Origin of the sequence: Rubinisphaera margarita, assembly GCF_022267515.1 — a bacterium.
GTDB classification, from domain to species: domain Bacteria; phylum Planctomycetota; class Planctomycetia; order Planctomycetales; family Planctomycetaceae; genus Rubinisphaera; species Rubinisphaera margarita.
Map to the genome: position 1 here is coordinate 859,392 of NZ_JAKFGB010000012.1, position 25,357 is coordinate 884,748.

The following is a 25,357-nucleotide window of genomic DNA, read 5'->3' on the forward strand; positions in this document are numbered from 1 at the left end:
ATGCGGACGTACGGTCGAGCGATTCGCTCTAGAAGTCGGCTTCACCTGGGCAGCGGCTGACCGGTCTGCAGATAGGCGAACAGATCCCGAATCTGCTGCTCGGACAGCTTGTCGAGCAATCCTTCGGGCATCAGTGATTTCGGCTGACGAATCATCTCTTCGATGTCTTCCCGCGCGATCGTCACGTCCTGACCATCGGCTCCCCGCAGAACCACGACATGTTCATCCTGATCGACGAGGAAGCCGGTCGTGACTCGTCCATCGATGTCGAGCACCAGATAGTTTTCGTACCCCTCCCGAATCTCGGCACTGGGGTTGACGACGTTGATGACCATTCGCAGGCGGTCATCCCGCTTGTACTGGGTCAGTTCCGGCCCCACTCGTTTGCCGTCGGTGAAGAGAACGTGACACTTCGCACACGTTTCCATGTACACGTCGCGCCCGCGATAGAGGTCTCCTGGCTCACCACTCAAGACCTGTTCGACATGAGCAATCTGCTGCTGGATCTGTTCGCTGGAGGCATCCTGCAACTGTTGCCAGTACTTGCCGATGATCCGGTCGATCTCGGAGTCCTGGTGAATCAGCATCTTACGGACAGTATCAGTCGGCAGATCCGCCGGGGCGATCTTTCCTGCATCAACAGCCGCGAGAAGATCTCTGCTCCACTCGGCTCGGCTGACCAGCAGAGTTTCCGCAACCTGACGCGGCTCGCGTTCCAGTGAAGAAAGGCGGGCAAGTACAATCTCACCGATGCGATCGTCTGCATAATTACGCAGAGCCGAGAGCAGACCAATCTGCAAACTCTCATCGGACGTCGACTGCATCAGCGAGAGCAGACTGGCGAGAGCGCGGGGGTCTCTCAACTCTCCCATCACTGCGACAATGTCTTTCAGTTCGTCGGCTTTGGAGCTTGGGTCTGCCAGACTGGACAGCGCCTGGTTCATGGCTTTCTCGTCACCCATCCGCATCCTCAGAACGATCGAACCGCCTCCAGAGGCCGTCAGCTCTTCGGCGAGTTCTCGCGGGATGTTACTCAGCGAACGCCCGCGATAAGCTTCTTCAAAGCCGCTCAACAACTGTTGACGAGGAGCTTCGGCATCGGTTTTCTTTAACAACGTGACACATGCCTGCAGATCGGCTCGTTCTCCGGCGAGAGCGTAGCGTTTCATCAATCGAGAAAGCAACGAGCTGGTTACGAGCGGCTGCTGTGCGAACTGTGGATCATCGAACATTTGCAGGATCTCGGCCCGATGGCTCTCCGCGAATCGTTCGATTCCCCACCAGATCAACAGTGGGACATGCGGGTCGTCGACATCCTCGTCGTGCGTATAAAGCGCTTCGAGAATTGGAATCGCCTGTTCTCCCGTCAGCCGCTTGGCTGTGGAGGCGAGCTGACTGCGCACTTCGACATTCGGTTCTTTCTCCGCCAGATCGATCAGGCGGCTTGCGAGCTCGGTTGTCAGATTGCCTTCGTCGCCGAGTAGTCGAACCGTCCAGAGTCGCACATACGGATCGGGATGTTCCAGCGTGTCCCGGGCAACAGCTTCATTCAGCCCCTGAGTCAGATTCAGAGCCCAGAGAGCTTCAAGGGCAAGTTGCGAATCGCCGGTCTGAATAAGCTTCTTGAGTCGTGGGACGATACTGGGATCCTTGCGGTCTCCGATCATTCTCAATGCGGTCTGCCGATACCACTTGGCGGGATGCGACAGAAGGTCAACGAGCTCATCGGTCGTTTTCTCGTTCAAGTTGAAGACGGGATACTGATAGCCCTCTTCGGCGCGGAGTCGATAAACACGGCCGGTGTCGGGATCGACCTGTCCCTGGTAGTGCTGACCGTGGGCGATGAACTCCTCGTAGAAGTCGCCGATATAGACCGCTCCATCAGGCCCGGTTCGCAGCACAACCGGTCGAAATCCAAGATCGGTACTGCGAAGTGGCTCCTCGACGTCGCGCGTGCGGAACGTCGAACCGTGAGAAGTCATTTCGGTCAGATAAGCGTTCTGATGCAGCGGATCGACTGAGACCAGTTTGTCCAGAAAGCGATCCGGCATGCCGGTTTCTTCATAGCGGACCACGGTGTGATTGAATCGGGGCGTCTCTGGCGAATGCTCCATCTTCTCGAGCGTGCCGAAGGTATAGGGATTGGAAGCGGGACCGTACTTCGCTCCCCCCTTGGGATAATAGGCTCCCTGCACATTGTGGACGGCACGGGCGTTGCCGACGTTCTGTCCGCAGAAGAGCCGCCCTTTCGCATCAAAATCGAAACCGAAGGCGTTGTAGCCTCCCTCAGTGAAGAGCTCAATGCGTCTCGTCTCGGGATGGTAGCGAATCGTGGTTTTCGCTTCGCAGTAGATCGCTTCGTTCGGCTTCATTTCCGGTGTGCGGAGGTTCGACGAGACAGTACTGCCCTGTACGAAATAGAGCCAGCCGTCCGGTCCCCACCGCAGAGCATTCGGCACGGAATGCGTGTCCTGCATACCGAAGCCTTCGACGTGAACAACAGGATCGCCGTCGGGGACATCATCGAGATCGGCATCGGGATAGAACATCAGGTAAGGCGGGTTCATGACCCAGAAGCCTCCACGGCCGTGCGCAACGGAAACCGCGATATTAAGGTCATCGAGGACGGCTTTGTGACTGTCAAACGTCCCGTCGCCATCGGTGTCTTCGTGAACCGAAATTCGATCCATTCCCTTGAAGTGATTCGGTGGCGGAGGAGAGAGTTTGTCGTAGACGGCCCGGTAGTACTGATCGCGGCTGATGATCTTGATGCCGGCTGGAAACGGATACTGCCGATACTCCGTCACCCAGAGGCGTCCCCGTTCGTCGAAAGTCATTCCGACGGGCTGAGCAATCTCTGGTTCGGTCAGCACCTGATCGAGCTTGAGATCTTCAGAGACCGTCATTTTCTGCATTGATTCGGCGGGGGTGAGCTTGCGACCGCGAATCAGTTTCTCGGGACGATTCAACTGAGAGCGGGAGATGACAAATTCTTCGTAGACTGCTTCATCGGGCTTCTGGTCCACTGCAGCGATCGCCCAGCTCGGATCGTCTCCACGTTGGAATTCCCAGTCGCCCGTCAGCGTACACTCGGTGAAGTAGCCCATCAGAACTGGAGCCTCTTCGCGAAAGCCCCCTTCTCCGGAATGATTGTAAACGCGAAACGCGATGACGTTGTAAGCATTGTTCTTGAGTACTCCGGGCGGAACCTTCCAGCGCTGGAAGTCCTCGTATCCACTCCGGTAGTCGGGAGGAAAGCTGCCGGTCGTTCCGATCGACTGTCCGTTAACGAATACCTCATGGACATCGGCAACATGGCGAACAAGCAGTGAGACTGACTGAGCGTACAGATTCTTCGAGCCGCTGAAATCTTCGATGTCTTCAGAATATCGTGTCCATTTTTCCGGCACCTTCACATAGCAGCGGTACCACGCGAAGCCATCATGGGACTCGAGGTCTTCATCCTGAGATTCCCAGGCTCCGGGGACCTGGAGGATCCGCCAGGAATCTGGCTTGTCAGCCGCGCTGGTTGAGGTTGCAAGGAACAAGAGCAGGCTGGCGAACAGAGACAGTCGCTTCATCATCGACGATGCACTCCTGAGGGAAGTTGCTGAAGGCTTTTCTGTGGAGGCGGCACGTTGGTGTTGGAACCAGACGCGGCGGGAAGTAATGGACGATCGGAGGGTCGACTTCAGATCGTCTCACTGCATGGCGGAGCCACCGTCGCTCGATGCGCCAGCAGGCGGACTGACTCCGCATTCAGAGTAACCAAAAAGCCGGGCGGAGTGAACCAAGTTCATAAACTCGACGGCTCGCCCTCTCACGCGAAAGAAACCTGTTATGCTGAACGAATACCTCTCTCCAGCGAATCCCTGATGAGGAGATCGACTTCCATGAAGCTCAGATACGTCGTCCAGCTGATTACTTGCACGATTCTAATAAGCAATCACTGGAGTGGAGCCGCAGAGCCAGTCACACGTCCGCCGCGTCAGTCGGTTGAAGTCGTTGAAAGTAGGAGCGGCATCGTCGTGTCGGAAACCGACGAAGCCTCTGCCGCGGCGTGCAAGATTCTGACGCAAGGCGGAAACGCAGTCGATGCAGCGGTGACGACGGCGTTTGTCCTCGCGGTCACCTGGCCAGAGGCCGGTAATCTCGGAGGCGGAGGCTTCATGATGATCGCTCCGCCCGGGGACGATGTCGTCTGTGTGGACTATCGGGAAACGGCCCCAGCCTCGGTCAGCGCCAATAGCTTCGTAAACTGGACCGACCGCCACCATGCTCGAATGGCGGGAGTTCCCGGAACGGTCGCCGGACTTGCCACCGCTCACGAACGGTATGGGACACTGCCGTGGAAGCAGCTTGTGATTCCTGCCGTGCAGCTGGCGCGAGATGGGGTTGAAGTCGATGAGTTTCTGGCCTGGTCGCTCAACTCGTACCTGACCCGCGCACGAGTGCGAACAGATCCTCAGTTCGCCGAGTTCCGCCGCGTCTACGGTCACCCGGACGGTCGTCACTGGCGCGTCGGAGACCGACTCGTGCAACCGGATCTGGCTTCGACACTCGAACTGATCGCCGAACAGGGAGCATCCGCGTTCTATGAAGGAGCCATCGCCAGTCGATTGCTGCAGGAGATGAAACGAAGCGAAGGGCTCATCAGTCGTGAAGACCTCAAGTCCTACGAGGCTCTTATTAAACCGGCAGTCAGTGGTCGATTTAGGGGCTACACCATCTACGGAGCCCCGCCTCCGAGTTCCGGCGGCCTGACCGTCATACTGGAAATGCAGATGGTCGAAACGCTCAAGTTGACTCCAACGTCAGAAGAGTTCTGGACCGCCGATCAAGTCCATCTTCTCAGTGAGGTCATGCGGCGAGCCTTTCGCGAGCGGGCTGCCCATCTCGGAGATCTGCCCATGACGAGGGAACTCCACAACAAGTTTTCGCGAGCACGTGCACACGAGCTGGCTTCGACGATCGATCGAGAGACCGCCACGTCGAGCAAATCGATCGCCGACAAGATCGCCATCACAGAGGGACCTTACGAAAGCCCGCAGACGACCCACTTCTCGGTCATCGACGCGAACGGCATGGCGGTCAGCAACACCTACACGTTGGAAGAATCGTATGGCTCCCGCATCGTGGTCGCGGGAGCGGGTTTTCTACTCAACAACGAGATGGGTGACTTCAACTGGTATCCGGGATACACCAACACCGAAGGAACGATCGGCACGGAACCGAATGAGATGGCTCCTGGGAAGAGGATGCTCTCCTCGCAGTCGCCGACGATTGTCAAGCAGGGAGAGAAGGTCCGACTCGTGACCGGGAGTCCGGGCGGCAGGACGATCATCAATACCGTTTATGAGATTCTGGTGCAGACGCTGGCTTTCGAACGCCCATTGCCGGAAGCGGTGGATGGCTGGCGGTTCCATCACCAGTGGTATCCGGATGTGATTCGGCTGGAATCACTGGACGAAGCCGACGTAAAACACATCGCCGAGGAACTCGAAAGCCGCGGCCACAATGTGCGGCTCTCAGCCGATTACAGGCAGGGCTCCGCGCATTCGATCTCAGTCGATGTCGAAACGGACATGGCGACTGGCGTCGCTGACTGGCGACGGGGGGGAGCGGCTCGCCGCGCGGAAACGGTGCAGACAGTCCCGTAGACCTGTCAGCCATCCAGTTGTGACTCTGGTGGAGGGACGGATTCTTCCGGCGAGTCTTTCTTGGGATCGAACAGAACGAAGAATCCATTGATGAGCGCGATCATGACGGCCAGTGGGATCGCGAGCATGAAGAAGCCGAATCCACTGGCGACGCCAGCGGCGGCGATGACCCAGATTCCGGAAGCCGTCGTCAGTCCGTGGATTGTCGAACGGGTGCGGAAGATTGCTCCTGCTCCAAGGAACCCGATTCCGCCGATGATTCCCTGAACGATGCGGGTCGGATCCATCTCGATCTTTTCCGTTTCGGCGTACGACCGAGGAAGTTCAATCGCAATCAGCGTGAACGCAGCTGCACCGAGAGAGACGAGAATATGGGTCCGCAAGCCAGCAGCTTTCTCCTGCCGCCCGCGTTCCCAGCCGACGATTCCTCCACAGAAGATTGCCGCCCCCAGTCGAATGAGGATATCACTCCAGATCAGTTCCATTGTCAATTGCTCCGAATCGTCAGGGGATCACTGCTCCCGATCCCTCTATTCGAGCAGAGATTGCGTCACAATCAACAGGGACGATTCCTACTTTTGGCGGGAAGTCAGCCACCGATCGAGTTGGTTGGCGAATGTCTGCCGATCCTTGTCGGAAAAAGTAGCCGGGCCGCCCATGATCTCGCCGCTGCCGCGAAGCCCGTCGAGCAGATCGCGCATCGCGAGTCGTTCTCCGATGTTTGCCTCGGAGAACATCTGCCCACGGGGATCGAGAGCCTGTCCGCCCTGTTTGACCACCCCGGCGGCTAGCGGAATGTCAGCGGTCACGACGAGATCTTCCGGGGCCATCAGTTCTACGATGCGCTGATCGGCCACGTTGGCCCCTGCTCCGACCTGAACGGTGTCGATAAATTCCGACTTCGGAACTCGCACCGGCTGGTTGGCGACGAGTGTGATCTGCACCTTCCGGCGGACGGCTGCGCGAAACAGCAGCTCCCGGATGTCGCGGGGACAGGCGTCGGCGTCGACCCAGATACGCATGAAATCATCGGTTCCGTTCGTTGGAAGTCTGTGAGAGATCTGCCAGGGCATGCTGGTATTGCCGCGGACTGTCGAGGTCACGCAGGGCCGTCGGAATATCGACCAGAGCGACACGCTCAAACGGCTGCGCTCGCAGCCAGCCACGGGCTCCAACGTCCCCTTGAACGTGAAGCAGTTCCAGGCAGGCCTGTCGGGTGAATGCCGCGGGGACACCAGCGCCTGAATCGTAGCGTGTTGCCGCCGCGGACGCACCATCGGCAGAAAGTGCATCGATCAATTTGCGGTAGTCGGAAGCGATCACGAAAGGCTGGTCACAGAGAGCAACCAGGAGCAGTCGGACCTCTTCCCCGCGTGCATTCGCAGCTCGCATCCCCGTCGAAAGACTCGAAGCCTGCCCCGTCTCCCAGTCGGGATTGTACACGATCTCAACCATCGCCGGAGCGTCGGCAAGGGCCTGGCTCTCAATCACATCGGCCTGGGCTCCCAGAACCACAATCACATGATCGAGTCCGGCGGAAATCAATTCGTTAATAGTGTGCCGAAGTAACGGGCGGCCGTTCCAGTCGAGCAGTTGCTTCGGTTGTCCCATCCGGGTTGAGCCGCCGGCGGCCAGTACGATCGCCGCATTCACGAATCTATTCCAGTGAGCGCACAGACCGATGCGGTTCTCATCGAGCGGGAAGGTGGTTGTGTCTCGCTCTGATGAGGCGCAGCATCGTGAATGGGATGGCGCGAGTCGTGCAGCGGTCTTCCCGACCGTCCGCGTTCGAGTGCGATAATTTCTGCGACAATTGAACAGGCTATCTCGGCCGGCGTGATCGCCCCCAGATCGAGCCCCAGTGGAGCCCGGATACGATCGGCTTCTTCCGGAGATACTGTTCGACCACTGTCGGCAAGTTCCTGCACGAGTCTGGCAAGACGCCGTTTCGGACCAAGGATGCCAATGGATGGAGCCGCGGATTCCAGAAGCGTTGGCAGCAGCTGAACGTCGCAGGCAAAGTCGTGAGTCATTAGTAGTGGATAGCATCGTGGACCGAGTGTCATCTCTTCCAGCATCTCGGCGATTTGTCCACACCGTACGTGTGCCCGTTCGAAACGGGCCGGCGTCGTCAGTTCAGGGCGGTGGCCGAGGACTGTCACTTTCCAGTCGAGTCGACGGGCAAACTCGACCACGGGAATGACATCATCCCCTGCTCCGCAAATCACCAGATGAGGTGGCGGCGTCAACAGCTCGATGAAGACTTCAATTGCGTTCCCCTCCTGATCTTGAAGCTCGACGGAGTGCGTTTGCCCGGCTTCGAGAATCCGCTCGATCAATACCTGCTGGAACACGGGCGAGTGAACGGAAGAGAGATCCGTGATGATGTCTGAATCCGGAAGAACGGCGATCGTGTCACCAGCCTGGAAATATGGTGAACTGCTGCGGTAGATCGTCGCCAGCTTAACCGGAGTGTCGTGGTGATCCAGCAGTGCGGGAATGCGAATCGCGGGATCGACGAGACTGCGAATCCTCTGGCAGAGAATGGAGACAATTCCTTCGCAGCCAGTGTTGAATCGGGACGGGTGGATCGTTCCCGAACGGGTGTCGTAGGCAATCAGCCGCGGCCCTCGTTCGGTGAGGCTCCACGCCTGGCGACAAAGATCTTTCTCCAGACATCCTCCGCTGATATAGCCAACGCGTTCTCCAGACTGCGTGAGCAACAGGCGGGCTCCCGGTCGTCCGTAACCACTGCCGACCAGGCGGACGACAGTGCAGAGGACGCACTCTTCGTCGAACTCAAGAGCCTCGCGGGCTGTTCGTAACAGTTCCTGCATCGTCGATGGATCCGGTTCAGATGATGATTTTCTCGGGGGTGATCGGCAGGTCCCGGTACCGACGGCCGGTCGCATGATAAATCGCATTGGCGATCGCGGCTGCGACACCAGTGATTCCAATCTCACCAATCCCCTTCGCTCCGACCGGCGAGGCGTTGAAGTCGGGTTCGTCGATCCACATGATCTCCATATCGGGGATGTCGGCGTTCACAGGAACGTGATACTCGGCGATATTGTCGTTCGCGATTCTCCCGAGCCGATGGTCCCAGACCGTCTTTTCATGAAGTGCATGCCCAACGCCCATGATCATTCCGCCCAGAAACTGACTCCGCCCTGTTTTGGCATTCAGAATGGTGCCACAGGCGAAACAGCCGAGCATCCGCCGAACGCGGACGAGCCCCAGCTCTTCATCAACAGCGACTTCCACGAACTGGGCTCCGTAGGAATGGTTCGACGTTTTGGAATCCTTTGCAGCTTTGAACTGCCCGACAGCGGCGATTTCGTCTTTGAACTTGCCGGACAGTAACTCCTCGAGTGGCCACGACTGGGACGCGACAGAGACCATTCCCTCTTTGAAGGAGACGTCCTCAACGCGAGCCTGTGCCAGCGAGCTGTCGGACGGTGCCAGTTCGATCAGCTTCTTCCTTAAGGCATCGACTGCGGCTCGGACTGCTCCCCCCACACTGGCGGCGGTGGCGCTGCCGCCAGAAATCCCGCCGGGCGGAAGAGACGTGTCGCCAAGATTCATGCTGACGCGGCTGGCCGAGATCCTCAGCTGTGACGCCAGCAGCTGGCATTGAGTAGTGACCGTTCCCGTGCCGAGTTCCTGGGAGCAGCAGTCGATGTGAGCGGTCCCACCAGCTCGAAGTGTGACGCGCGCCTGAGTCGGAAAGAACATCGCCGGATAGGTTGCCGAGGCGACGCCCGTCCCGATCAGCCAGTCTCCGTCCCGCTGACTACGCGGCTCCCTCGGACGCTCGTTCCAGCCAAATGCTTCGGCTCCCTTCTGGAGACATTCCACCAGATGCCGCCCACTGAATGGCTTGTCTTCATAGAGACTTTTCTCCGGTTCATTTCGAACGCGAAGTACAATCGGATCGATGCCAAGTTCTGAGGCGAGTTCATCGATCGCCGCTTCCAGCGCGAACATGCCGGGCGTTTCCGCCGGAGCCCGCATGAATGTCGGCGACTGCGTATGAATTCGCGACTGAGTCTGTGCGAGCCGCAGCGATTCGGTCTGATACATCATGCGAGTCGCCATCGTGAAGGCTTCGGCATAGGAATCCTTCTCCGACGTGGTCGCTACTCCTTCATGAATAATCGCCTTGATCGTTCCATCGCGATTCGCCCCGAGAGCGACTCGCTGTTTCATCGGCGTCCGATGTCCGGTGCCGCCGAACAGTTGCTGGCGGGTCACGACGAGTTTGACCGGCGCCCCGGCAACTCTTGCACAAAAGCAGGCGAGCACGGAATGGGGCCACATCGAACCTTTCGAGCCGAATGCCCCGCCGACCATCTCGCAGATTACGCGCACCTGCTCGGGTTGCAGACTGAACAGCTTCTCGTAAGTCTTCTGGCTAACCGACAGTGACTGCGTTGTTTCGAAGACCGTGAGATGTTCTTTCCCGCCTTCGTGACTCCAGTGAGCCAGTGCGGCGTGAGGTTCGATCGGATTGTGGTGGTTCATCGCCAGATCGAAATTGACATCAACCTTCACCTCCGCCAGATCGAAAGCCGAGACCGCATCGCCAATCTCGATGACAGGCGGAGCACCGAAGAGCGATTTCGGTCGTTCATCGGCGGGAGCTTCCTCGATCGAGGTAACGTGCTCCATTGGTTCGTATTCGATCTTCACCGCCAGAGCGGCATCGCGTGCGGCTTCGAACGTATCGGCCACAACAGCAGCGACAAACTGCCCCGCATAGAAGACTTCCCGTTCGGCTGCAGGATAGACATGCGATGCCAGACACGATTCCTTCATCGCTTCGTTGAACGTGGGGATGCGTTTGAACTCCGGAACATTGTCGGGCGTGATGACCACCCGAACGCCCGTCATCTTCTCCGCTGAACTCGTATCGATCGAACGAATCTTTCCGCGGGCGATCGTGCTCGGTACCGCGACGGCGTGCAGCAGACCGGGGAGATTTCTCTCCGCAGTAAAGGGGGCGGTACCAGTGACTTTCGCTCGCCCGCTCCGCCGTACGATCGGCTTGCCCACTGCTCCTTCAAGAGGGAGCTTTGAATAGGTGGTCGTTGCCATGATTGATCCTGTTTCCTAGTGGCGAGTTCAGGACTGGTTGACTGCCCGTCCGTGTTGCATGGCCCAGATCTCGGCATCGGTATAGGGGCCGACATCACGCAGACGCCGCAGGCTGCGGACGAGGCTCCGTTCAGCGAGACGAACGCGGTATTCATTGCCCGGTGGAGGGGCCGCTTCTGCCAGAGCCGTCTGAGCGGCCTTTTCAAAGTTCTCGTCAGTTGCCGGCTCGCCTTCAAGCGCCAGCACAGCGGCGCTGCTGTACCAGGGAATCGACCCCAATCCGCCGAAGGCGACATGCGCATGTCGGATCGTGGCAGACGCACCCTCCCCTTCCAACTCGAGCCCGGCGGCGACGCTTGCCAGAGCAAACGCATAACTGCTGCGCTCGCGGACCTTGAAGTACAAACTCTGCTTCAGCGCCGGGGTAACCGGAAGGGAGATGGCCGCAATCAGTTCGCCCGGCTTCAGGTCGACGCTGTACTGGATCTCTTTCTCGCTGGGCTTCCGGTAGAAGTCGCGGGCCTTCACGGTGCGAGTGTTGTCCGGTCCCTGCAAATGCACCGTGCCATCGAAGGCGACCACGGTGTTGGCAAAGTCGCCGGGATAGGTTCCGACGACACGCCCGTTGTTGCCGAGGACCGCTGCCGACGAAAGATCGACTCGGTGCCAGAACTTTTCTTCGGTTTCCGCTTCGAACGATTGCTCCGGCGGGGCCATATCGGGATGTCGAAAGTAGGTTGATCTTGTGCGCTGCAGCAGGTTTCCGCCGATGGTCGCCATGTTGCGAATCTGCGGAGAGGCAGCGGTAATTAACGACTGACGGATCACTGGAAAGGCGTCCCGAATCGCTTCATGATCGGCGAGCTTCGCCATCGTGCAGCCCGCTTCGATCGTCAGGGTGTCCCGCTCCAGGCGGACCTCTTTCCCAAGGACTGGAGCGATCGAAACAACCCGGTTGGGCGTGAGAACATTCAGCTTCATCAGGTCGAGAAGTGTCGTGCCTCCCGCAAGCGCCATGTTCGACTTGTGATCGACTTCTCTGCTCGCCTCAGACAACGTTTTCGGACTGGCGAACTCGAACGGGATCATAAAACTCTCCCCTGAATGCGTGAGTGATATCAGCGTCCCTGTGAGGAGGCTTCGGCCAGTGAGAGTGCTTTGACCGTGGCCGCTGGATCGGACTCAGGCTCCGCTCCGGCGGTCTGTCGGACAGCCGCAAGGATGTTGGGATAGGCTGAACAGCGGCAGAGATTTCCACTCATCCATTCCCGCGCCTCTTCGGCCGACTTGTCGGCATGTCCTTCTCCGATGCAGGCAATGCCCGACATGATCTGCCCAGGCGTGCAATATCCGCACTGGTAGGCGTCGCAGCGGAGAAAGGCTTCCTGAAGGGGATGCAATTGATCGTTCTGCGAGACGCCCTCGATCGTGGTAATCTCGGCTTCCTGAAGAGTGGCGGCGAGCGTCAGACAGGAGAGCACCCGGTCTCCGTTCACGTGAACGGTACAGGCTCCACAGGCACCATGGTCGCACCCCTTTTTCGTCCCGGTCAGCTGAAGATTCTCCCGCAGGAGATCGAGCAGTGTTGTGCGGGCATCGATTTCCCGAGTGAGTTCCCTGCCGTTGATTCGCAGAGTCAGCGTGAGAGGATGTTCGAGCACGTTTCTCTCCTGCGGAGTGTTCTCGTCGGCGGCGGTCGCATTTGTGGGCAGGCAGGATGCACCGGCGAGCGTCCCTACACCTTTGAGAAATTGACGACGACCAAGCCCGGCGGAATTGTTGCTGTCTGCGTGATGATTCATCCGAGACCTCGCTGTCTGCTGGAGTGGACCGCTTAACCATGTGTCGTCACATGACGGACTGTCCGCCCGAAATGCTTTGCGCTGAGACGGACGCAACGATTGCACTTCCGAGCGAGCTGCTCGAAGAGAAGAGCGGCTCTCTCGATATTAAGCGAGCAATTGAGACAGGAAAGACCAGTTTGGCGAGAATTCCGCGAAGACGACCAGTTGGTGCGCGAGCGGGAGCTGCGAACTGGTGAGGCCGTTATTGTCCCGTCTGCTTCACGCGTGACGTGATCTCGTTGTACAACGACTCCGGAAGCGGGCCTTTTTCGACGGCCTGCTGATTCTCAGCGAGGTGTGCCGGGTTGCAGGTTCCGACAATGGTCGTATCGCAATGCGGATGCGAAATGGTATAGCGCAGAATCAGTTCGGCTCGATTCATTCCCTCCGTCAGGAGTTCGTCGAGTCCAGCTGTATTCCAAATCGCATTGAGCTTGTCTCGCTGGATCTCGGCGTCGGGGCCTCCGTGGGCAATGCCTCCTCGAATAATGATCCCCGCCCCGGTCGCGGCAGCCTGGGTAATCAGATCGTGATGAGCCCGGTTCAGACACGAGTAGGGAATCTGGAATGTGTCGAAGACGTCGAGTTCGATCAGCGCCGGCAGCTCCGGGAGAGAAGTCGAGACGCCGAAGAAGCGGATTCTCCCCTGTTGCTGGAAGTCTCTGAGCAGATCGACCAGCCCTGCCTCGACCAGCGTGTGGGCGTCGCCGCCGTGAAACTGCATGAGATCGATATGGTCCGTCTGCAGGTTACGCAGGCTCTGCTCAAGGTTGTTCTTGATCACCTCAGCCGTCCACGTGTGACGGATCTCAAGTTGGTCGTCGTGCTGAACGGGATCGCAGCCACATTTGGTCGCCAGGTAGAATTCGTCGCGACGTTTGCTTAGTGCCCGTCCGATCCGCTCCTCAGCGACCCCATAGTCGGGAGCGGTATCGATGAAATTGATCCCGGAGTCGAGCACTTCATTCAGAAACCGATCGGCTTCCGCATCGCTGACGACACGGACGCCCCACGTTCGTGGCCCGCGGAGTCCCATGCTCCCGTAGCCAAGCTGCGTCACCTGCAGTCCGGTTCGCCCCAGTGTGCGTTTACGCATTGTTCTGATCTCCTGGCTTCAGTATGGTCTACTCGCTCTGATTCTCCAGATGCCAATCGGGGCCGTCGGCCATAATGCTTGCGTTAATCTCCAGGAGTTTCTTCCTGAGCTTCTCAGTCAACTCTGGTCGACTGGCCGCCAGGTCCTGCTTCTGCTGAGGATCCTTCACGAGATCGTACAGTCGAAAGTTGGTGTAGCTGCCGCTTTTGATCTGAGGGATCCAGGCTTCCTCAAACATATTGCTGGTCGAAAGCTCATAGTTGGGATCAGCGACAAGCGAATAGTTGCCGTCTCGCATGGCGACAATCGGCCGGGACTTCTGCAGATGCCAGAACAGGGGCTGATGTCGAGTAAACGCTTTTTCGTTCCCTTTCAGGACGGGTGCCAGATCCGAGCCGTCGATCGCGCGATCACCGGGAGCATCGATTTCCAGCAAGCCGCAGACCGTCGGAAGAATATCGACAATCCCGGCCGGGACATGGGAAACCCGATCCTGCCGAATGGTGCCAGGCCAGCTGAAGATCCCGGGCACGCGAATTCCGCCTTCCCAGTTCTGCCCTTTGCGACCTTTCAGATTGCCCGTGCGGTCCTGACGATAGGTGCCGTTATCCGATGCGTAGATGATGAGCGTGTTCTCCGGTGAATCGACGGCGGCGAGCTTCTTCAGCAGTCGAGCGACCGCGCGGTCGGTGTTCTCGATGGTTCCTGAATAGATCGCGGCCTTGTCGTTGACCTTTCCGTACTGTTCGACGATTTCATCTGGCGCGGCGATGGGAGCGTGGGGTTCGTGGAACCAGACGTTCAGAAAGAACGGCTCTTCATCATCAGATCGGCTGTCGAGCCAATCGATCGCCTCGTCGACGACAAGCTGGCAGGAATAGCCTTCAAGCGGGCCCACGGCTTCGCCATTGCGAATGAAGTTGACCGGATTATGGTGGCTCGGCTCCGCGTTATTCCAGGTGGCGAACCAGTAGTCGAAGCCGTGAGCATCTGGTGTCGGTTTGTCTTTCCCGTGGCCCGGCAAACCAAGGTGCCATTTGCCAACATGAGCGGTGGCGTAACCCTGTTCTTTCAGAATCTCTGCCAGAGTGATCTCCCGTTCGAGCAGATGCGACTGCTGACTCGGATCGTGAATCCAGCTGTACACCCCGGCTCGAATGTGATGTCGCCCTGTCAGCAGCGTTGCTCGAGATGGCGAACAGACGGCGCACCCCGAGTAGAAGTCGGTGAAGCGAACGCCACGAGCCGCCAGACTATCAAGTGTCGGCGTATCAACAGGACCGTCGTAGCAGCCGATGTCGCGGAACCCAAGATCATCGGACAGCAGCATCACCACATTAGGCCGCTCCCCCGCAATAGCGAATGTTCCGGAGACGACGAGAAGAAGAGAAAAGGCGACTGTTCTCAGTGCCGGCATGATTCGATCCTTTATCTGGGGCGACAGAAGCCGCGAAGCTCTTATTGATTGTTCAACAGATTCAGCGAAGAAAGGAACTCGTCGCTCTGACGGAGGGTTTCATTCAGCAGAGCTTCGTCGAACATGAGATAGCCATGGCGGCCCCCTTCATGGACGACAAGCTCGCAGCGATTGCCCTGCTTTTTCATAGCTTCCGTGAACGCGACAGCTCCGGCGAATGGCGTCACCGTGTCTCCAGTTCCGTGGAAGAGGATCGTCGGTGGAACTTTGCCATCGACTTGGTGCGCCGGTGAGACTTCCCGCCATCGAGAACCGATCCTGGCATTGCCATAGCCCGCTTCGGAGGTATCGATCACCGGAAACAATAGAACGAGAGCAGCTGGAACAGTCGATATGTCTGAATCAGATGAGTCGGAGTAGAGAGCGGTCTCGGCGGCGAGGTGCCCTCCGGCAGATCCTCCGCTCACAATGATCTTGTTCGGATCGATATTGAACATCTCCGCATGAGACCGAACGAAGCGGACCGCGTCGTTCGTATCCGAGATGCAGTCGAATACGTTCACTCCTTTCTTCGCATTCAACAGACGATATTGAACGCTGATTCCGACGAGTCCCTGATCGCGGTAATGGTCGGCGAATGGATACATTCGTCGCGGTTCTCCCCCGGTCCAGCCGCCCCCATGAATCACAATGAAACATGGCCGCTGTTCGCCGTCCTGAAGATCGTCGGGATTGAGAACGTGCAGATAGAGTTCGCGATCGTCGACAGTCTTATAAACAACGCGGCTCGTTGGTTCGATCTGAGCGACCCGCTGATCGACGGGATCCTTGCGAGGCTTACGCGGAGTGCCATACGCAATGCCAGCAGCCGAGGCGATGAATTCGACGATCGGCGTCGGATCGTGAAGCCCGTGGGGGTGATGCTTCACACCTGGTTTGGTGATGAGCTGAATGTCTCCGCCGAGTTCCCGATACCGTTCGGCCAGAAGTCCCGTATTCTCGTCCCAGGGGACGACCTCGTCGGCATCGCCATAGACGTGCAGCAGCGGAACGCCTGCCTCCGCCAGTGGTTTGAGGCGATCCACCGGATTGCCGCGGTAGGCGAGGGCTTCGGCTTCATTTGCGAAGCGGTATCGTTGCAGCACGAGCTTCCAGTCGCGTTCGCTGCCGGGCCCTTTCCCGCGTCCACCCGGCCAGCTCTTAAAGTCACAAACGGGAGCATCGCCGTAAATACAGGAAACCTTCTCGGGGTTTGCGGCGGCCCAGTTGTAGCAGTAAAGCCCGCCTCGGCTCAGACCAACGAGCGCAACCTTCCTGGCCAGTCCGTAGGTGTCGGTCAACTCCTGATAACACTGATTCCAGTACTCAACGGCTTCGGGCGAGCCGAGCATGTCAGGAATTTTCATGTAGACACAGTGGAAGCCGAGTTTCAGCAGCTCGACATCCGGAGCCGGTTTGTGCCCGAAGAACTCGCCATGCCAAACCCAGGGACGACCCTCGATCGGATTGTCCGGCGTGACGACGAGGACTGGTTTCCCGGCGATCTCGAACTCATGACTTGTGAAGCCGTGCCATTCTCCCATCGTGCCGGCGAACGGTGCTGGAGTGGACTCGATGGCCAGCAAAGAACTTGGTCCGGCGAATGCGGGAAGCAAGAAGAATGTGATGGTGAGAAGGCGAATCATGGGAACGGGCGACATGGAACCTCTTTCATCTCAGAACCGGAATCAGCAGTGGAAACGAGCGTAGTGAATTCTGTTGCCGTTGCCCACCACGAGACCGGTATTCACTCCGGAGGAAGCTGGCCGGGGCGATGATCATCGTACTTTCGATGCAGCAAACTGCTGCCCCGTCCCAGAGACTCGCCGCCAAAGCGGGCCCGGATCTGATCGGCTGCCCGATCGAGTTCAGAGGTGGAGGGCTCGGACGCGAACAACTGGAGTTGAGCAGCCTTAGCGTCGTTGAATCCACTGACACCGATTCCGAGCAGACGCACGGGAGGTCGATTTTCGGGGAGCCGACTCGAGAGGATTTCGCCCACGGCGTCCCAGAGAACCGCAGTCTGGTTGGTCGATTGTGGCATCGTGATGCTGCGGGTGATGGTGCGGAAATCAAAGAAGCGGACCTTGACTGTTACGGTGTGCCCTTTCCGGTCGGCACGTCGTAATCGCCGGGCGACCTGATCAGTCAGTTCCGCCGCCCTGGCCCGCAGTTGCGAGAGGTCGTGGACATCCTCAGAAAAGGTCGTCTCATGAGAGACCGATTTGGCTTCGCGATCCGGTACTACCTTCCGATCATCGATTCCGCGAGCGAGTTCCCACAGATGCCGGCCGTGGTCGCCGAAGTATCGTTCGAGAACATCTTTGTCGAGACGTCTCAGGTCACCTACTGTTTTGACGCCGATCCGATCAAAGACTTTTTCGGTGACTCGTCCAACTCCCCAGATGCGTTTGACCGGAAGCGGATCGAGAAACCCCTGCACGGCATCACTCGGAACAACTACGAGGCCGTTCGGCTTCTCAAGATCGCTGGCAAGCTTGGCGAGAAACTTGTTCGGAGCGACACCAACGGACGCCACGAGATTCAGGCTCCCGGCAATCTCCTGCCTGATGGACTGGGCGATCTCAACGGCCGATCCAAAGAGACGCTCACTCCCGGAGACATCCAGAAAGGCTTCATCGAGCGATAGTGGTTCCACGACTGGCGTATAGCGGAAGAAAATTGTACGAATCTGATGCGAGATCTCGGCGTAATAGCTGATCCGAGGCTTGAGGAAGACCGCTTGCGGGCAGAGGCGGATTGCCCGTGCGGCTGACATCGCGCTGTGGACGCCGTACTCTCGAGCGGCGTAGCTGGCCGCCGCGACAACCCCACGACCCTGCGGAGTTCCACCGACGACGACCGGTTTGCCCTCCAGTTCCGGGTTGTCGCGGATCTCGACGGAGGCGTAGAACGCGTCCATGTCGACATGAAGAATCATCGATTCCCCGTCGAATTCAGGTCCGAATGGCTCTTGCTGGTCATGAAGGCCGCCGTCCCGGACGTTCCACCCATTTGTAAGCGCGGGCAGCGTTCCTGGAACAGAACTTCTGTACGACCTCCGGTCCCTGCTCAGTGGCGTACTCCATCACGATCCGCTGCAGGGTCTCGTAATCCGCTGCGCGTTCCGAGACCGGCCAGTTGCTGCCAAAGATGACGCGATCGTTTCCGAATCGACCCCAGACGATATCCAAATAGGGACGATAGAAATTCAGCTCGTGAGGAACCGGTTGTCCTCCTCGGGCGGCTCCCTCGACGAGACCGGAAATCTTCGTGAAGACGTTTGGATGCTGCGCTGCCGCCTGAATGGCGTCGCTCCATTCCGCTGGCGGCGGATCCGTATTGATTCTCACGTTGCCTATGTGGTTCAAGACGATCCGCAGCTCAGGAATCAGCGGAGCCAGCTTAGCGATCGCTCCCGGGGTATCGGGTCCGCCGTTGACATCGAGCGAAAGATCGTGATCGGCGAGCAGCTTCAATGGAGTCAGATTCCCGGTGTCCAGCAACGTGCCCAGCGTCTTCACGGAGATCCGGATGCCCCGAAACAGCGGATTGGCCGCGAAGCGTTGGACGTTTGCTGCATAATCCTCAGACAGCGGGTCGAGATTCCCCACAATTCCGACGATAAATGGCTCTTTCTTCGCAAGGTCGAGCAGCCAGGCGTTGTCTTCCACCAGCGGACTGGCTTCGACGATGACCGTCCCGGTGACCGGGCGATGCATCTTCAGGGCGCGCAGATGTTTGGGGAGCACAGTCCGGTAGAGTGACGAGTCCTTCCTGGGCCAGGGAACCCCTTCCGGACGCGACGGGTCGTAGAAGTGTGTGTGACAATCAATGATATCGAGTCCAGACGCTCCTTCCGCTCCCGCAGAGAGGGTCCATGGTCTCATTGCCATGCCGAGTCCGCTGGCGATCATCCAGTGCCGGCGTGTCCACTGCAGTTCACTCATCCCGTCTCTCCCTTTACTCAGAGTCTGAACCATTGACGACAACTGGTTGGATCCATGCCTGCTTTTTGTCACCGACTTCGGAAGGATTCGGATGAACCGCGCTGGAGGTGATCCGGGCCCGCACGTAGATTTCGTCCCCCTGAAAGGTGTATGCGGCGGAGGTACCTTCCGACGACTGCAGGATCTGTCCAATATCATCGCTGTAACGCCGTGTCGCGCGGACCGGCTCGCCGTTCTCGTCAACAACCGGCTCGCTTCGCGGATCGTACCCCTGTCGGGTGCCAATGAACTCGATCGTATAGGTTTCACCTTCGACGGGTTCGACTTCGACGTTCATTTGTTTCCCGTCGACGGCGATTCGTTTCAGAGCGACGCCGCTTGAGGCGTAGAACTTTCCTGCTTCAAGGGCCTGGACCAGTGTTTCTGCGGAGAGTTCGTCGGCCAGGACGACGACCCAGCCGCGTCCTGGTTCAGCCTGTCGACTGGGGATGCGATGATAATTATGGCCGTCATCGACGGCGATGCCGTACATCAGCGGCAATTCGAACTCGTCGATGCGGCGAGTGAGAATGATGTCCCACATTCGCTCGGTCGAGGAATGCGTGTCGTTCCCCGCGTTGTAAACCGAGGGGTGTCCGTTGTAGACCTCGAAGAACTTCTCCCCGACGACCCGCATCAGGTCTTCGGCCGTGACCGCGAAGCCAAAGTTGGGATGGTTCAGATGAATCAGCGTCGACTGCCCGGTCCGCTCCCGTTGAGTCATTACAGCATTGACGTTGTTCTGAATGGTTTCCGCAACACTCGCCCCGCCTCGAGGTGTGATCAGCTCGCCAACATTGCTGGCGTTCATGTGAATCGGATACCGATCGTACTTGTCGCTGATCTCTTCCCCCTGGATTAGCAGGAACTCACCGGGCTTGTTGAAACGACGTTCAACTTCTCCAAACGTTCGCAGCCGAACCTGAAGGACACCCTCTTCCTCGCGGGTTTCAATCTGGTCAGGGAAGTTCTTCAGTAGTTTGTCGAACGCCGTCTGACCGCCTTTGGTCTTCTCAACATCGACCCAGCGAACGCCCTGCGCCAGGACGTTGTGATCGGTGAACGACAGGAAGTGATAGCCGTTGTCCCGGTACCAGAGAGCGATGTTGCCGAGATAATCGTCGCCATCACTCCAGTGAGAGTGGGTGTGCAGATTGCCGCGGTACCACTTAAGGTCCCCCTGCTCCTGCAGGACGAACGCCTTTGGAGTTTCGGCGGATGAGTGATCAACGAAGAAGAAAAGCGTTGCGCAGAAGATCATGCCGATCTGCAGCACGAAACGCCTGGAGAGAGTGCTTGAGGAAGAATGATGCATTCAGGAACGGCTCCGGCTCGGGACAGGTGGGGTGAAGTCGGACAGGTCGCTGGCGATCTGCCAGCGTACTCACATCCTATTCGGAGCCGGAGTCGGGCGAAAGCGTTGCGGAGGTTGGCCAGCTGTTTCAGGCGAAGGCTTCGCGTGTCCGCTGGACCAGATCGTTGTCGGGAGCAGTCGAACTCTGCAGTTTCACCATGCTGGCGGCCAGATACTGATTTCGCCATTCCGGAGAGACATGGTAAAAATCTTCCAGCACCGCCGAGCTGAATTTGTAGTCGTGTGCATCGTTCCCCTTGAGGAACACAAGCAGCCGCGCGGTGTCGATCAGAGTGCGTGGCGAGCCTTCCTGCTGCAGATAGGCGAACGTATCGGCTGCGGCCCGCGTCGAATTGCGTCCGACATCCTGAAACAGCTGCTCTACAGAACGTTCTTCTTCGGAACGTTCGTCGTTCAATGAATCGATGGTCAGATCGGCAACGCGGCCGCGAGAATTCATCGCGTCGCGGAACATCGGCAGGAAGGCGGCATTCTGAAGCAGCATCAGCCGCTGAGTGCGGTCGTCGGCACTTGTCTGCCAGGCGTAGTAAAGAGCATTCGACGTCGTCGCCGCGTGAAGAGCGACGATTCCGGGCTGCCGCATCAACAGTTCGCCGGAACCGACAAGCATGGCATCCCAGATCGACTGCGGTGAGACCCCGGCGTTGAGTTGCTCGACAACGAGATCGCACGTGGTGTTATTGTCGTCAGTTCGCAGGGCCTGCATGAACTCTTCAGTCGCTTTACGATCGAGTTGACCATCGCGCCAATGGGGGCGAATGTTTTCAGCCAGTTCGACATTGCGGCGATACGGGCGGTCGGCTTCGTCATCGCGATCACGCGGATTGCCGCCGTCATGCATCAGCAGCGCGTACGCCAGCGAACGCAGAATCGGCTCGGCATGGCGATGTCCGATCGCCTGCAGAGCGCGGTAGCTGTTGGCCACGAAGATGGCTTTGTGGCCGATCGAACGGAAATCACGGGCACCAATCCGAAAGAGCATCTCGTAGATCTCGTTGAGACCAGCCGTTCGAGCCAGGCCGGCGACTGCGGCATCGGCTGCCGATTCGTCCCAGTTCTCCATTGCTTCGGTAAAGACGCTACGCGATTTATGAGCAGCCGGGATTGCGTTTTCGTCGATTGGAGGCATGACCCAGTCATCGCGCTCTCTCACATCGCGGGCCGCCGCCGATTTGAAGTAGTCGAGTGCCCAGAAGATCGGGAGCCAGCGATGCTCCGGCGGACCGGCAACGCTTGCCAGATGAGCTGAATTCACGACGAGCACGGTGTGAAACTTGAACCCGACCGAGGGACGCGGTTCGACATTCCGCACGCCCGCCAGTTGCAGAGCGGCCAGGACTTCCTGATAGCTGAGTCCACCTCGAATGCGTTCGGCCATCACTTCAAGCAGGCGTTCCCGAGGCGTCGTTTCGATTAACCGAACGACCGGTTCGATCTCCGGTGCCAGATGGACCATCTCTTTCCGTGGCTTCAAGTCGTCGGCTTTTACGGGAGCGAGACCGGATAGAAACGCGAGATCTCCGAGGGTTCCAGCGGCGAGTGCGGTCTGAAGAAAAGAACGTCGGGTCGTCATCGGTCGTCTCCTGACAGCGGCGCGAGCAGAATAGGCGAATGGTTCATTCTACTCATCGCCAGCCGTTCCTGAAAAAGATTCTTCGGAATTGTCGAAGAACCATGAGACCGCAGGCCGCGTCTCAGTGCGTGCAGGGCATCGGACCGGACCATTCATCGTGACGCCGGAACCAGAGCAGTTTCTGCTCCAGCAACGAGGGCGGTGTGAAAGCCGATTCGTCACTCACTTCGCCGCCCTTTCGCCAGAGCGTCACAAGTTCATCGGGGCGTCGAATTGTTACGGTCACATCGCCATCGATACGGCTCAGCAATCGTCGCACTTCAAAGAACGGGAGGATGCGACCGGGGTTGGCGAACTGTTCGATCCCTGTCGGATGTTCGGGCGGAGCGAGGATGTCGGGTTCGGATGCGACCACTTCAACCATATCGTTCTGGTAGCCAAACAATGGGGCTCGCTGCAGAAACAGATGGTTCGGAGCGAACTCCGTTCGCAGATTGCTGAACATGGCGAACGAGTTCTGAGTCTTCAAACCGATCCACGGACTCAGGCCGTTAAACAGAACCAGGCAGATTCCGATCCACGCCGGAGTCCAGCGGAGTCCTCGAACCGACTGTCGATCGTCTTCCGTGTTAATCGCCCAGGCCGCGATGTATGAACGGCAAAGCCAGCCTGCCCATCCCAGAAACGCAATCAGGCCGAGTGTATTGACCTTCTCGAACGTCGAGCGGTCTTCCCCCAGATTCGCGTAGAGAAGTGACGAGGTGATTCCGAGAATGTAGAACACCGTGATCACACAACCTCCGAAGAATTCCGGATCGCGCGGAATCGGGAAACGTTCGCGAATCCACTCCTGTTGAGCCCGCCAGCAAGTCTGCACGGCTCGGAGTTGCTGCGGCGACAGAAAGGTAACGAGCATCGCCAGCACGAGCGCGCTGTAACTGTAGATTCCGGCGAATGGGTGCAGCGACAGCCAGATGTGAAAGATGCAGGCGACGACGAACCCGACATGCCGCGTCCTTCTCACCAGAAGCAGGAGCGGGATTGTTAACTCCAGAGCGAGTGAACCCCAGATGAACAACGGCTCGATTACTTCGGGGGTCGCCGGGAGCCAGAGTCGTTGTTCGAGTTCCCGCTGCATCTGGACCGCACAACTCACGGCTGGATTCGCATAGTCCGAGTTCAGCTTCTGGATCACAGCCCAGAAATACATCACAGCAAGCTCCCAGCGGAGCACACCGACGAATCCGCGATACAACCGCGTTGCCTCATCTTCGGAGAGTTGAGACGGAAGCTTCGGTGATCGTTCGGGACGACTGAACAGCAGCATCATGAGGACGGTCAGGAATCCACAGAAGTCTTCCTGGCGAACACTGATCACCAGAGCCAGATAAACACACAACGCGAGAACGTTGACTGCGATTCGACGAGGGCGCCCGAGGTGAAAGATCTTCATTCGCGTTTCCCGATCGGCCGTCGCAGCCGCCCAGAGGAAGCCGGTCAGGATCGTCAGGTTGATCATACCCTCGAACAGAATGTGATTCGGAACAAACGGCAGACTGCGGAACAAGTTCAGCAAAGAGGCCGCGATGAGAAAGCCGAAGCGTTGCGGTGAACGCGGGCGGAGCAGTACGAGCGACGTGCAGAGGACGAGCACCCATCCCTGCCATGTACGGGCCCAGAAGTGGAACGACATGAGATGCAGGAACGTCGCGGTTGCCCAGAGAACGGCGAAGACGGTCAGCGGCGAATACGCGCTCGAATCAGTCGGATGTGTCGTTGGATTGCTGGTCAAGGAGCTCGGTCTCTCGCTGCGGGGGCCGGGAAAAGCCGGTCAAAATCCAATCGACCGGGGCCGAAATTTACCGACATCTTCGGTCACGACGCAATCCTGACTTTGTCGTGCATCGCGTTAGTCGGGGCCGTCGGCCTCTTCACGAGCCGCGGCGAGAAGTTCTTCGACCGTTCGGTCCAGAAATGCCTGGGCGTCGGCTGCGGGGACGACGTTCTCGACATATGTCACGAGGAATTGCAACTGGTCGCGGAACTGCGTGATCAACATCGTTAGTCCAGACGGAGACCAGGCCGCACAGTAATAAGTGGCCATACGCACCGGAACGCCGCCAAACGTTTCGCTGTAGTCCCGAGGCACGGCGAAATAGGCGTACCAGAACGAGAACGCCCAGCGAATCATCTGACTGGTCACCCGTCGAACGAGAGGATAACACCAGTAGAAGATCGAATTCGATTCGAGGATCCCCAGATCCCGCTTCTCGCGGAGAACTCCATGCAGACGCTCGACGAGCAGTTCGACACGCCGTTTGCGGTTGTGAACTTCGTTCCGGCTCAGATGAACTCGCAGAACAGAGCTGCCGTTCTGAGGATGAAAGTTGTCTGCGGTCTGACGGCCGACTTCGACACCAACTCCAGTGCGGAACAGATCATCCGCGTGAGGATAATGCAGCGTATCGGCAAACGCCTGGAAGACGCCGCCGAGCAATGTCATCGACGTCGACGGGAACCGCGTCACCTTCCGAGAGTAGGCGAGAAGCAGTGCCGACTCCTCTTCGTTCAGGCGTCGGCTGAGCAATCGCAGTTGTACGTTCTGCAGTTTCTGACGTTGAGGCGTTCGCGGCATCTGTCGAGGCCACCTGGCCCGTTTAGCCCAGCGGTCCTGGATATAGTCAGGCAGTGCTTTCTTAAAGGCTGTCCAGCGGATGCGTCTGGAGAATCGCTGGCGATGCGACTCGATCAGATCGTGTGGCTCCCCCGGCTCGGGAAGCGGATCGCCCGTCAGCAGATGATTGAGCTCCTGCAATATCAGACGTGCGGAGCGTTCGTCGACGAGCGAATGGTTCAACAGCATCATCAGGACATCGCTGCCGTCCGGAAGATGCAGCAGATGAAAGGATAAACCGGGCTCCCGGAACAGATCTCGCGGTCGGGAGAGGATTGTTTCACCGGCCCGCTGGATCGCCTCTTCACTCGCCTCGGTCAGTGTCTCTTCACGAACGGTGACCTGAAGTTCAGGATCGTCCTGCCAGGAGATCGTTCCCTTCCAGTCGCGGACGAGTCGTGATTTGAGCACGGGATGACGGGTCGTGAGCACTGCGACCTGTTCGCGGAGCTGCGTTGGATCGAGTCGCCGCTCAAGCCAGACCAGAGCAATGGTCTCGAATCCAGGGTTTCCCAGCGCCTGCAGGTTGTCCTGCGCGCTGTACATGCACTGGTCGAACGCATTGAGTCTTCGTCGGAAGGGACGGGGCTGCT

The 25,357-nt window shown here is 58.3% G+C and carries 18 protein-coding genes; 1 reads left to right on the plus strand and 17 read right to left on the minus strand.

Translation table 11 applies throughout. The features are described 5' to 3' along the window. Positions 1–41: 41 nt before the first annotated feature. Positions 42–3,584: a PVC-type heme-binding CxxCH protein gene (locus tag L1A08_RS11745; RefSeq protein WP_238756593.1), complete on the minus strand. Its 3,543-nt coding sequence runs from the start codon at positions 3,582–3,584 to the stop codon at positions 42–44. Between the two features lie 309 nt (positions 3,585–3,893). Between L1A08_RS11745 and ggt the strand changes: the two genes are divergently transcribed. Next, entirely contained in the window at positions 3,894–5,660 is a 1,767-nt protein-coding gene (gene ggt, locus L1A08_RS11750) for a gamma-glutamyltransferase (RefSeq protein ID WP_238756594.1), read from the plus strand. A gap of 5 nt (positions 5,661–5,665) precedes the next feature. On the opposite strand, the gene L1A08_RS11755 is transcribed toward ggt, so the two are convergent. The 16 genes from L1A08_RS11755 to L1A08_RS11830 all read right to left on the minus strand — a co-directional run bounded on the left by L1A08_RS11755 (position 5,666) and on the right by L1A08_RS11830 (position 25,310). Continuing rightward, positions 5,666–6,145, minus strand: coding sequence for an MgtC/SapB family protein (locus tag L1A08_RS11755; RefSeq protein WP_238756595.1), 480 nt, complete (start codon positions 6,143–6,145; stop codon positions 5,666–5,668). A gap of 87 nt (positions 6,146–6,232) precedes the next feature. Beyond that, positions 6,233–6,682 carry a YaiI/YqxD family protein gene (locus L1A08_RS11760; RefSeq protein WP_238756596.1) on the minus strand — a complete coding sequence of 150 codons (450 nt, stop codon included), beginning with the start codon at positions 6,680–6,682 and terminating at the stop codon, positions 6,233–6,235. Positions 6,683–6,686: 4 nt separating this feature from the next. Next, complete coding sequence (locus tag L1A08_RS11765; protein ID WP_238756597.1) at positions 6,687–7,313, minus strand: nucleotidyltransferase family protein; 627 nt, start codon at positions 7,311–7,313, stop codon at positions 6,687–6,689. Continuing rightward, positions 7,310–8,497, minus strand: coding sequence for an XdhC family protein (locus L1A08_RS11770; RefSeq protein WP_238756598.1), 1,188 nt, complete (start codon positions 8,495–8,497; stop codon positions 7,310–7,312). Before L1A08_RS11770 ends, L1A08_RS11765 begins: the two co-directional genes overlap by 4 nt. A 16-nt stretch (positions 8,498–8,513) precedes the next feature. Then, positions 8,514–10,757: a xanthine dehydrogenase family protein molybdopterin-binding subunit gene (locus L1A08_RS11775; protein WP_238756599.1), complete on the minus strand. Its 2,244-nt coding sequence runs from the start codon at positions 10,755–10,757 to the stop codon at positions 8,514–8,516. 27 nt (positions 10,758–10,784) lie between these two features. Beyond that, on the minus strand, positions 10,785–11,846 hold the full coding sequence (locus L1A08_RS11780; protein WP_238756600.1) for an FAD binding domain-containing protein: 1,062 nt from the start codon (positions 11,844–11,846) through the stop codon (positions 10,785–10,787). 29 nt (positions 11,847–11,875) lie between these two features. Then, positions 11,876–12,559, minus strand: coding sequence for a (2Fe-2S)-binding protein (locus tag L1A08_RS11785; protein WP_238756601.1), 684 nt, complete (start codon positions 12,557–12,559; stop codon positions 11,876–11,878). Between the two features lie 244 nt (positions 12,560–12,803). Next, a complete protein-coding gene (locus L1A08_RS11790; RefSeq protein ID WP_238756602.1) occupies positions 12,804–13,697 on the minus strand; it encodes an aldo/keto reductase in 894 nt (297 codons plus the stop codon). 28 nt (positions 13,698–13,725) lie between these two features. Then, positions 13,726–15,114: a sulfatase-like hydrolase/transferase gene (locus tag L1A08_RS11795; RefSeq protein ID WP_238756603.1), complete on the minus strand. Its 1,389-nt coding sequence runs from the start codon at positions 15,112–15,114 to the stop codon at positions 13,726–13,728. Positions 15,115–15,155: 41 nt separating this feature from the next. Beyond that, the gene (locus L1A08_RS11800; protein WP_238756604.1) at positions 15,156–16,814 is read right to left on the minus strand and encodes an alpha/beta hydrolase fold domain-containing protein; all 1,659 of its coding nucleotides are present in this window, start codon (positions 16,812–16,814) and stop codon (positions 15,156–15,158) included. Between the two features lie 86 nt (positions 16,815–16,900). Next, positions 16,901–18,094, minus strand: a complete 1,194-nt coding sequence (dinB, locus tag L1A08_RS11805) for a DNA polymerase IV (protein WP_238756605.1) — start codon at positions 18,092–18,094, stop codon at positions 16,901–16,903. A gap of 40 nt (positions 18,095–18,134) precedes the next feature. Next, positions 18,135–19,103: an amidohydrolase family protein gene (locus L1A08_RS11810; RefSeq protein ID WP_238756606.1), complete on the minus strand. Its 969-nt coding sequence runs from the start codon at positions 19,101–19,103 to the stop codon at positions 18,135–18,137. 13 nt (positions 19,104–19,116) lie between these two features. After that, positions 19,117–20,457, minus strand: coding sequence for a hypothetical protein (locus L1A08_RS11815; RefSeq protein WP_238756607.1), 1,341 nt, complete (start codon positions 20,455–20,457; stop codon positions 19,117–19,119). Between the two features lie 127 nt (positions 20,458–20,584). Beyond that, a complete protein-coding gene (locus L1A08_RS11820) occupies positions 20,585–22,090 on the minus strand; it encodes a hypothetical protein (protein ID WP_238756608.1) in 1,506 nt (501 codons plus the stop codon). A 121-nt stretch (positions 22,091–22,211) separates the two neighbouring features. Continuing rightward, positions 22,212–23,882 (minus strand): HTTM domain-containing protein, encoded by a 1,671-nt coding sequence (locus L1A08_RS11825; RefSeq protein ID WP_238756609.1) that lies wholly within the window; start codon positions 23,880–23,882, stop codon positions 22,212–22,214. Positions 23,883–23,999: 117 nt separating this feature from the next. After that, the gene (locus L1A08_RS11830; RefSeq protein WP_238756610.1) at positions 24,000–25,310 is read right to left on the minus strand and encodes a condensation domain-containing protein; all 1,311 of its coding nucleotides are present in this window, start codon (positions 25,308–25,310) and stop codon (positions 24,000–24,002) included. Positions 25,311–25,357 lie beyond the last annotated feature (47 nt).

Bases quoted from the DNA above. Each gene is read 5' to 3' on its own strand.
- L1A08_RS11830 (WP_238756610.1), bottom strand. From the start codon at position 25,310: ATGTACAGCGCGCAGGACAACCTGCAGGCGCTGGGAAACCCTGGATTC.
- L1A08_RS11795 (WP_238756603.1), bottom strand. From the start codon at position 15,114: ATGCCGGCACTGAGAACAGTCGCCTTTTCTCTTCTTCTCGTCGTCTCC.
- L1A08_RS11810 (WP_238756606.1), bottom strand. From the start codon at position 19,103: ATGAGTGAACTGCAGTGGACACGCCGGCACTGGATGATCGCCAGCGGA.
- L1A08_RS11785 (WP_238756601.1), bottom strand. From the start codon at position 12,559: ATGAATCATCACGCAGACAGCAACAATTCCGCCGGGCTTGGTCGTCGT.
- L1A08_RS11770 (WP_238756598.1), bottom strand. From the start codon at position 8,497: ATGCAGGAACTGTTACGAACAGCCCGCGAGGCTCTTGAGTTCGACGAA.
- L1A08_RS11775 (WP_238756599.1), bottom strand. From the start codon at position 10,757: ATGGCAACGACCACCTATTCAAAGCTCCCTCTTGAAGGAGCAGTGGGC.
- L1A08_RS11780 (WP_238756600.1), bottom strand. From the start codon at position 11,846: ATGATCCCGTTCGAGTTCGCCAGTCCGAAAACGTTGTCTGAGGCGAGC.
- dinB (WP_238756605.1), bottom strand. From the start codon at position 18,094: ATGATTCTTCATGTCGACATGGACGCGTTCTACGCCTCCGTCGAGATC.
- L1A08_RS11745 (WP_238756593.1), bottom strand. From the start codon at position 3,584: ATGATGAAGCGACTGTCTCTGTTCGCCAGCCTGCTCTTGTTCCTTGCA.
- L1A08_RS11820 (WP_238756608.1), bottom strand. From the start codon at position 22,090: ATGACGACCCGACGTTCTTTTCTTCAGACCGCACTCGCCGCTGGAACC.
- ggt (WP_238756594.1), top strand. From the start codon at position 3,894: ATGAAGCTCAGATACGTCGTCCAGCTGATTACTTGCACGATTCTAATA.
- L1A08_RS11800 (WP_238756604.1), bottom strand. From the start codon at position 16,814: ATGTCGCCCGTTCCCATGATTCGCCTTCTCACCATCACATTCTTCTTG.
- L1A08_RS11790 (WP_238756602.1), bottom strand. From the start codon at position 13,697: ATGCGTAAACGCACACTGGGGCGAACCGGACTGCAGGTGACGCAGCTT.
- L1A08_RS11815 (WP_238756607.1), bottom strand. From the start codon at position 20,457: ATGCATCATTCTTCCTCAAGCACTCTCTCCAGGCGTTTCGTGCTGCAG.
- L1A08_RS11760 (WP_238756596.1), bottom strand. From the start codon at position 6,682: ATGCGTATCTGGGTCGACGCCGACGCCTGTCCCCGCGACATCCGGGAG.
- L1A08_RS11755 (WP_238756595.1), bottom strand. From the start codon at position 6,145: ATGGAACTGATCTGGAGTGATATCCTCATTCGACTGGGGGCGGCAATC.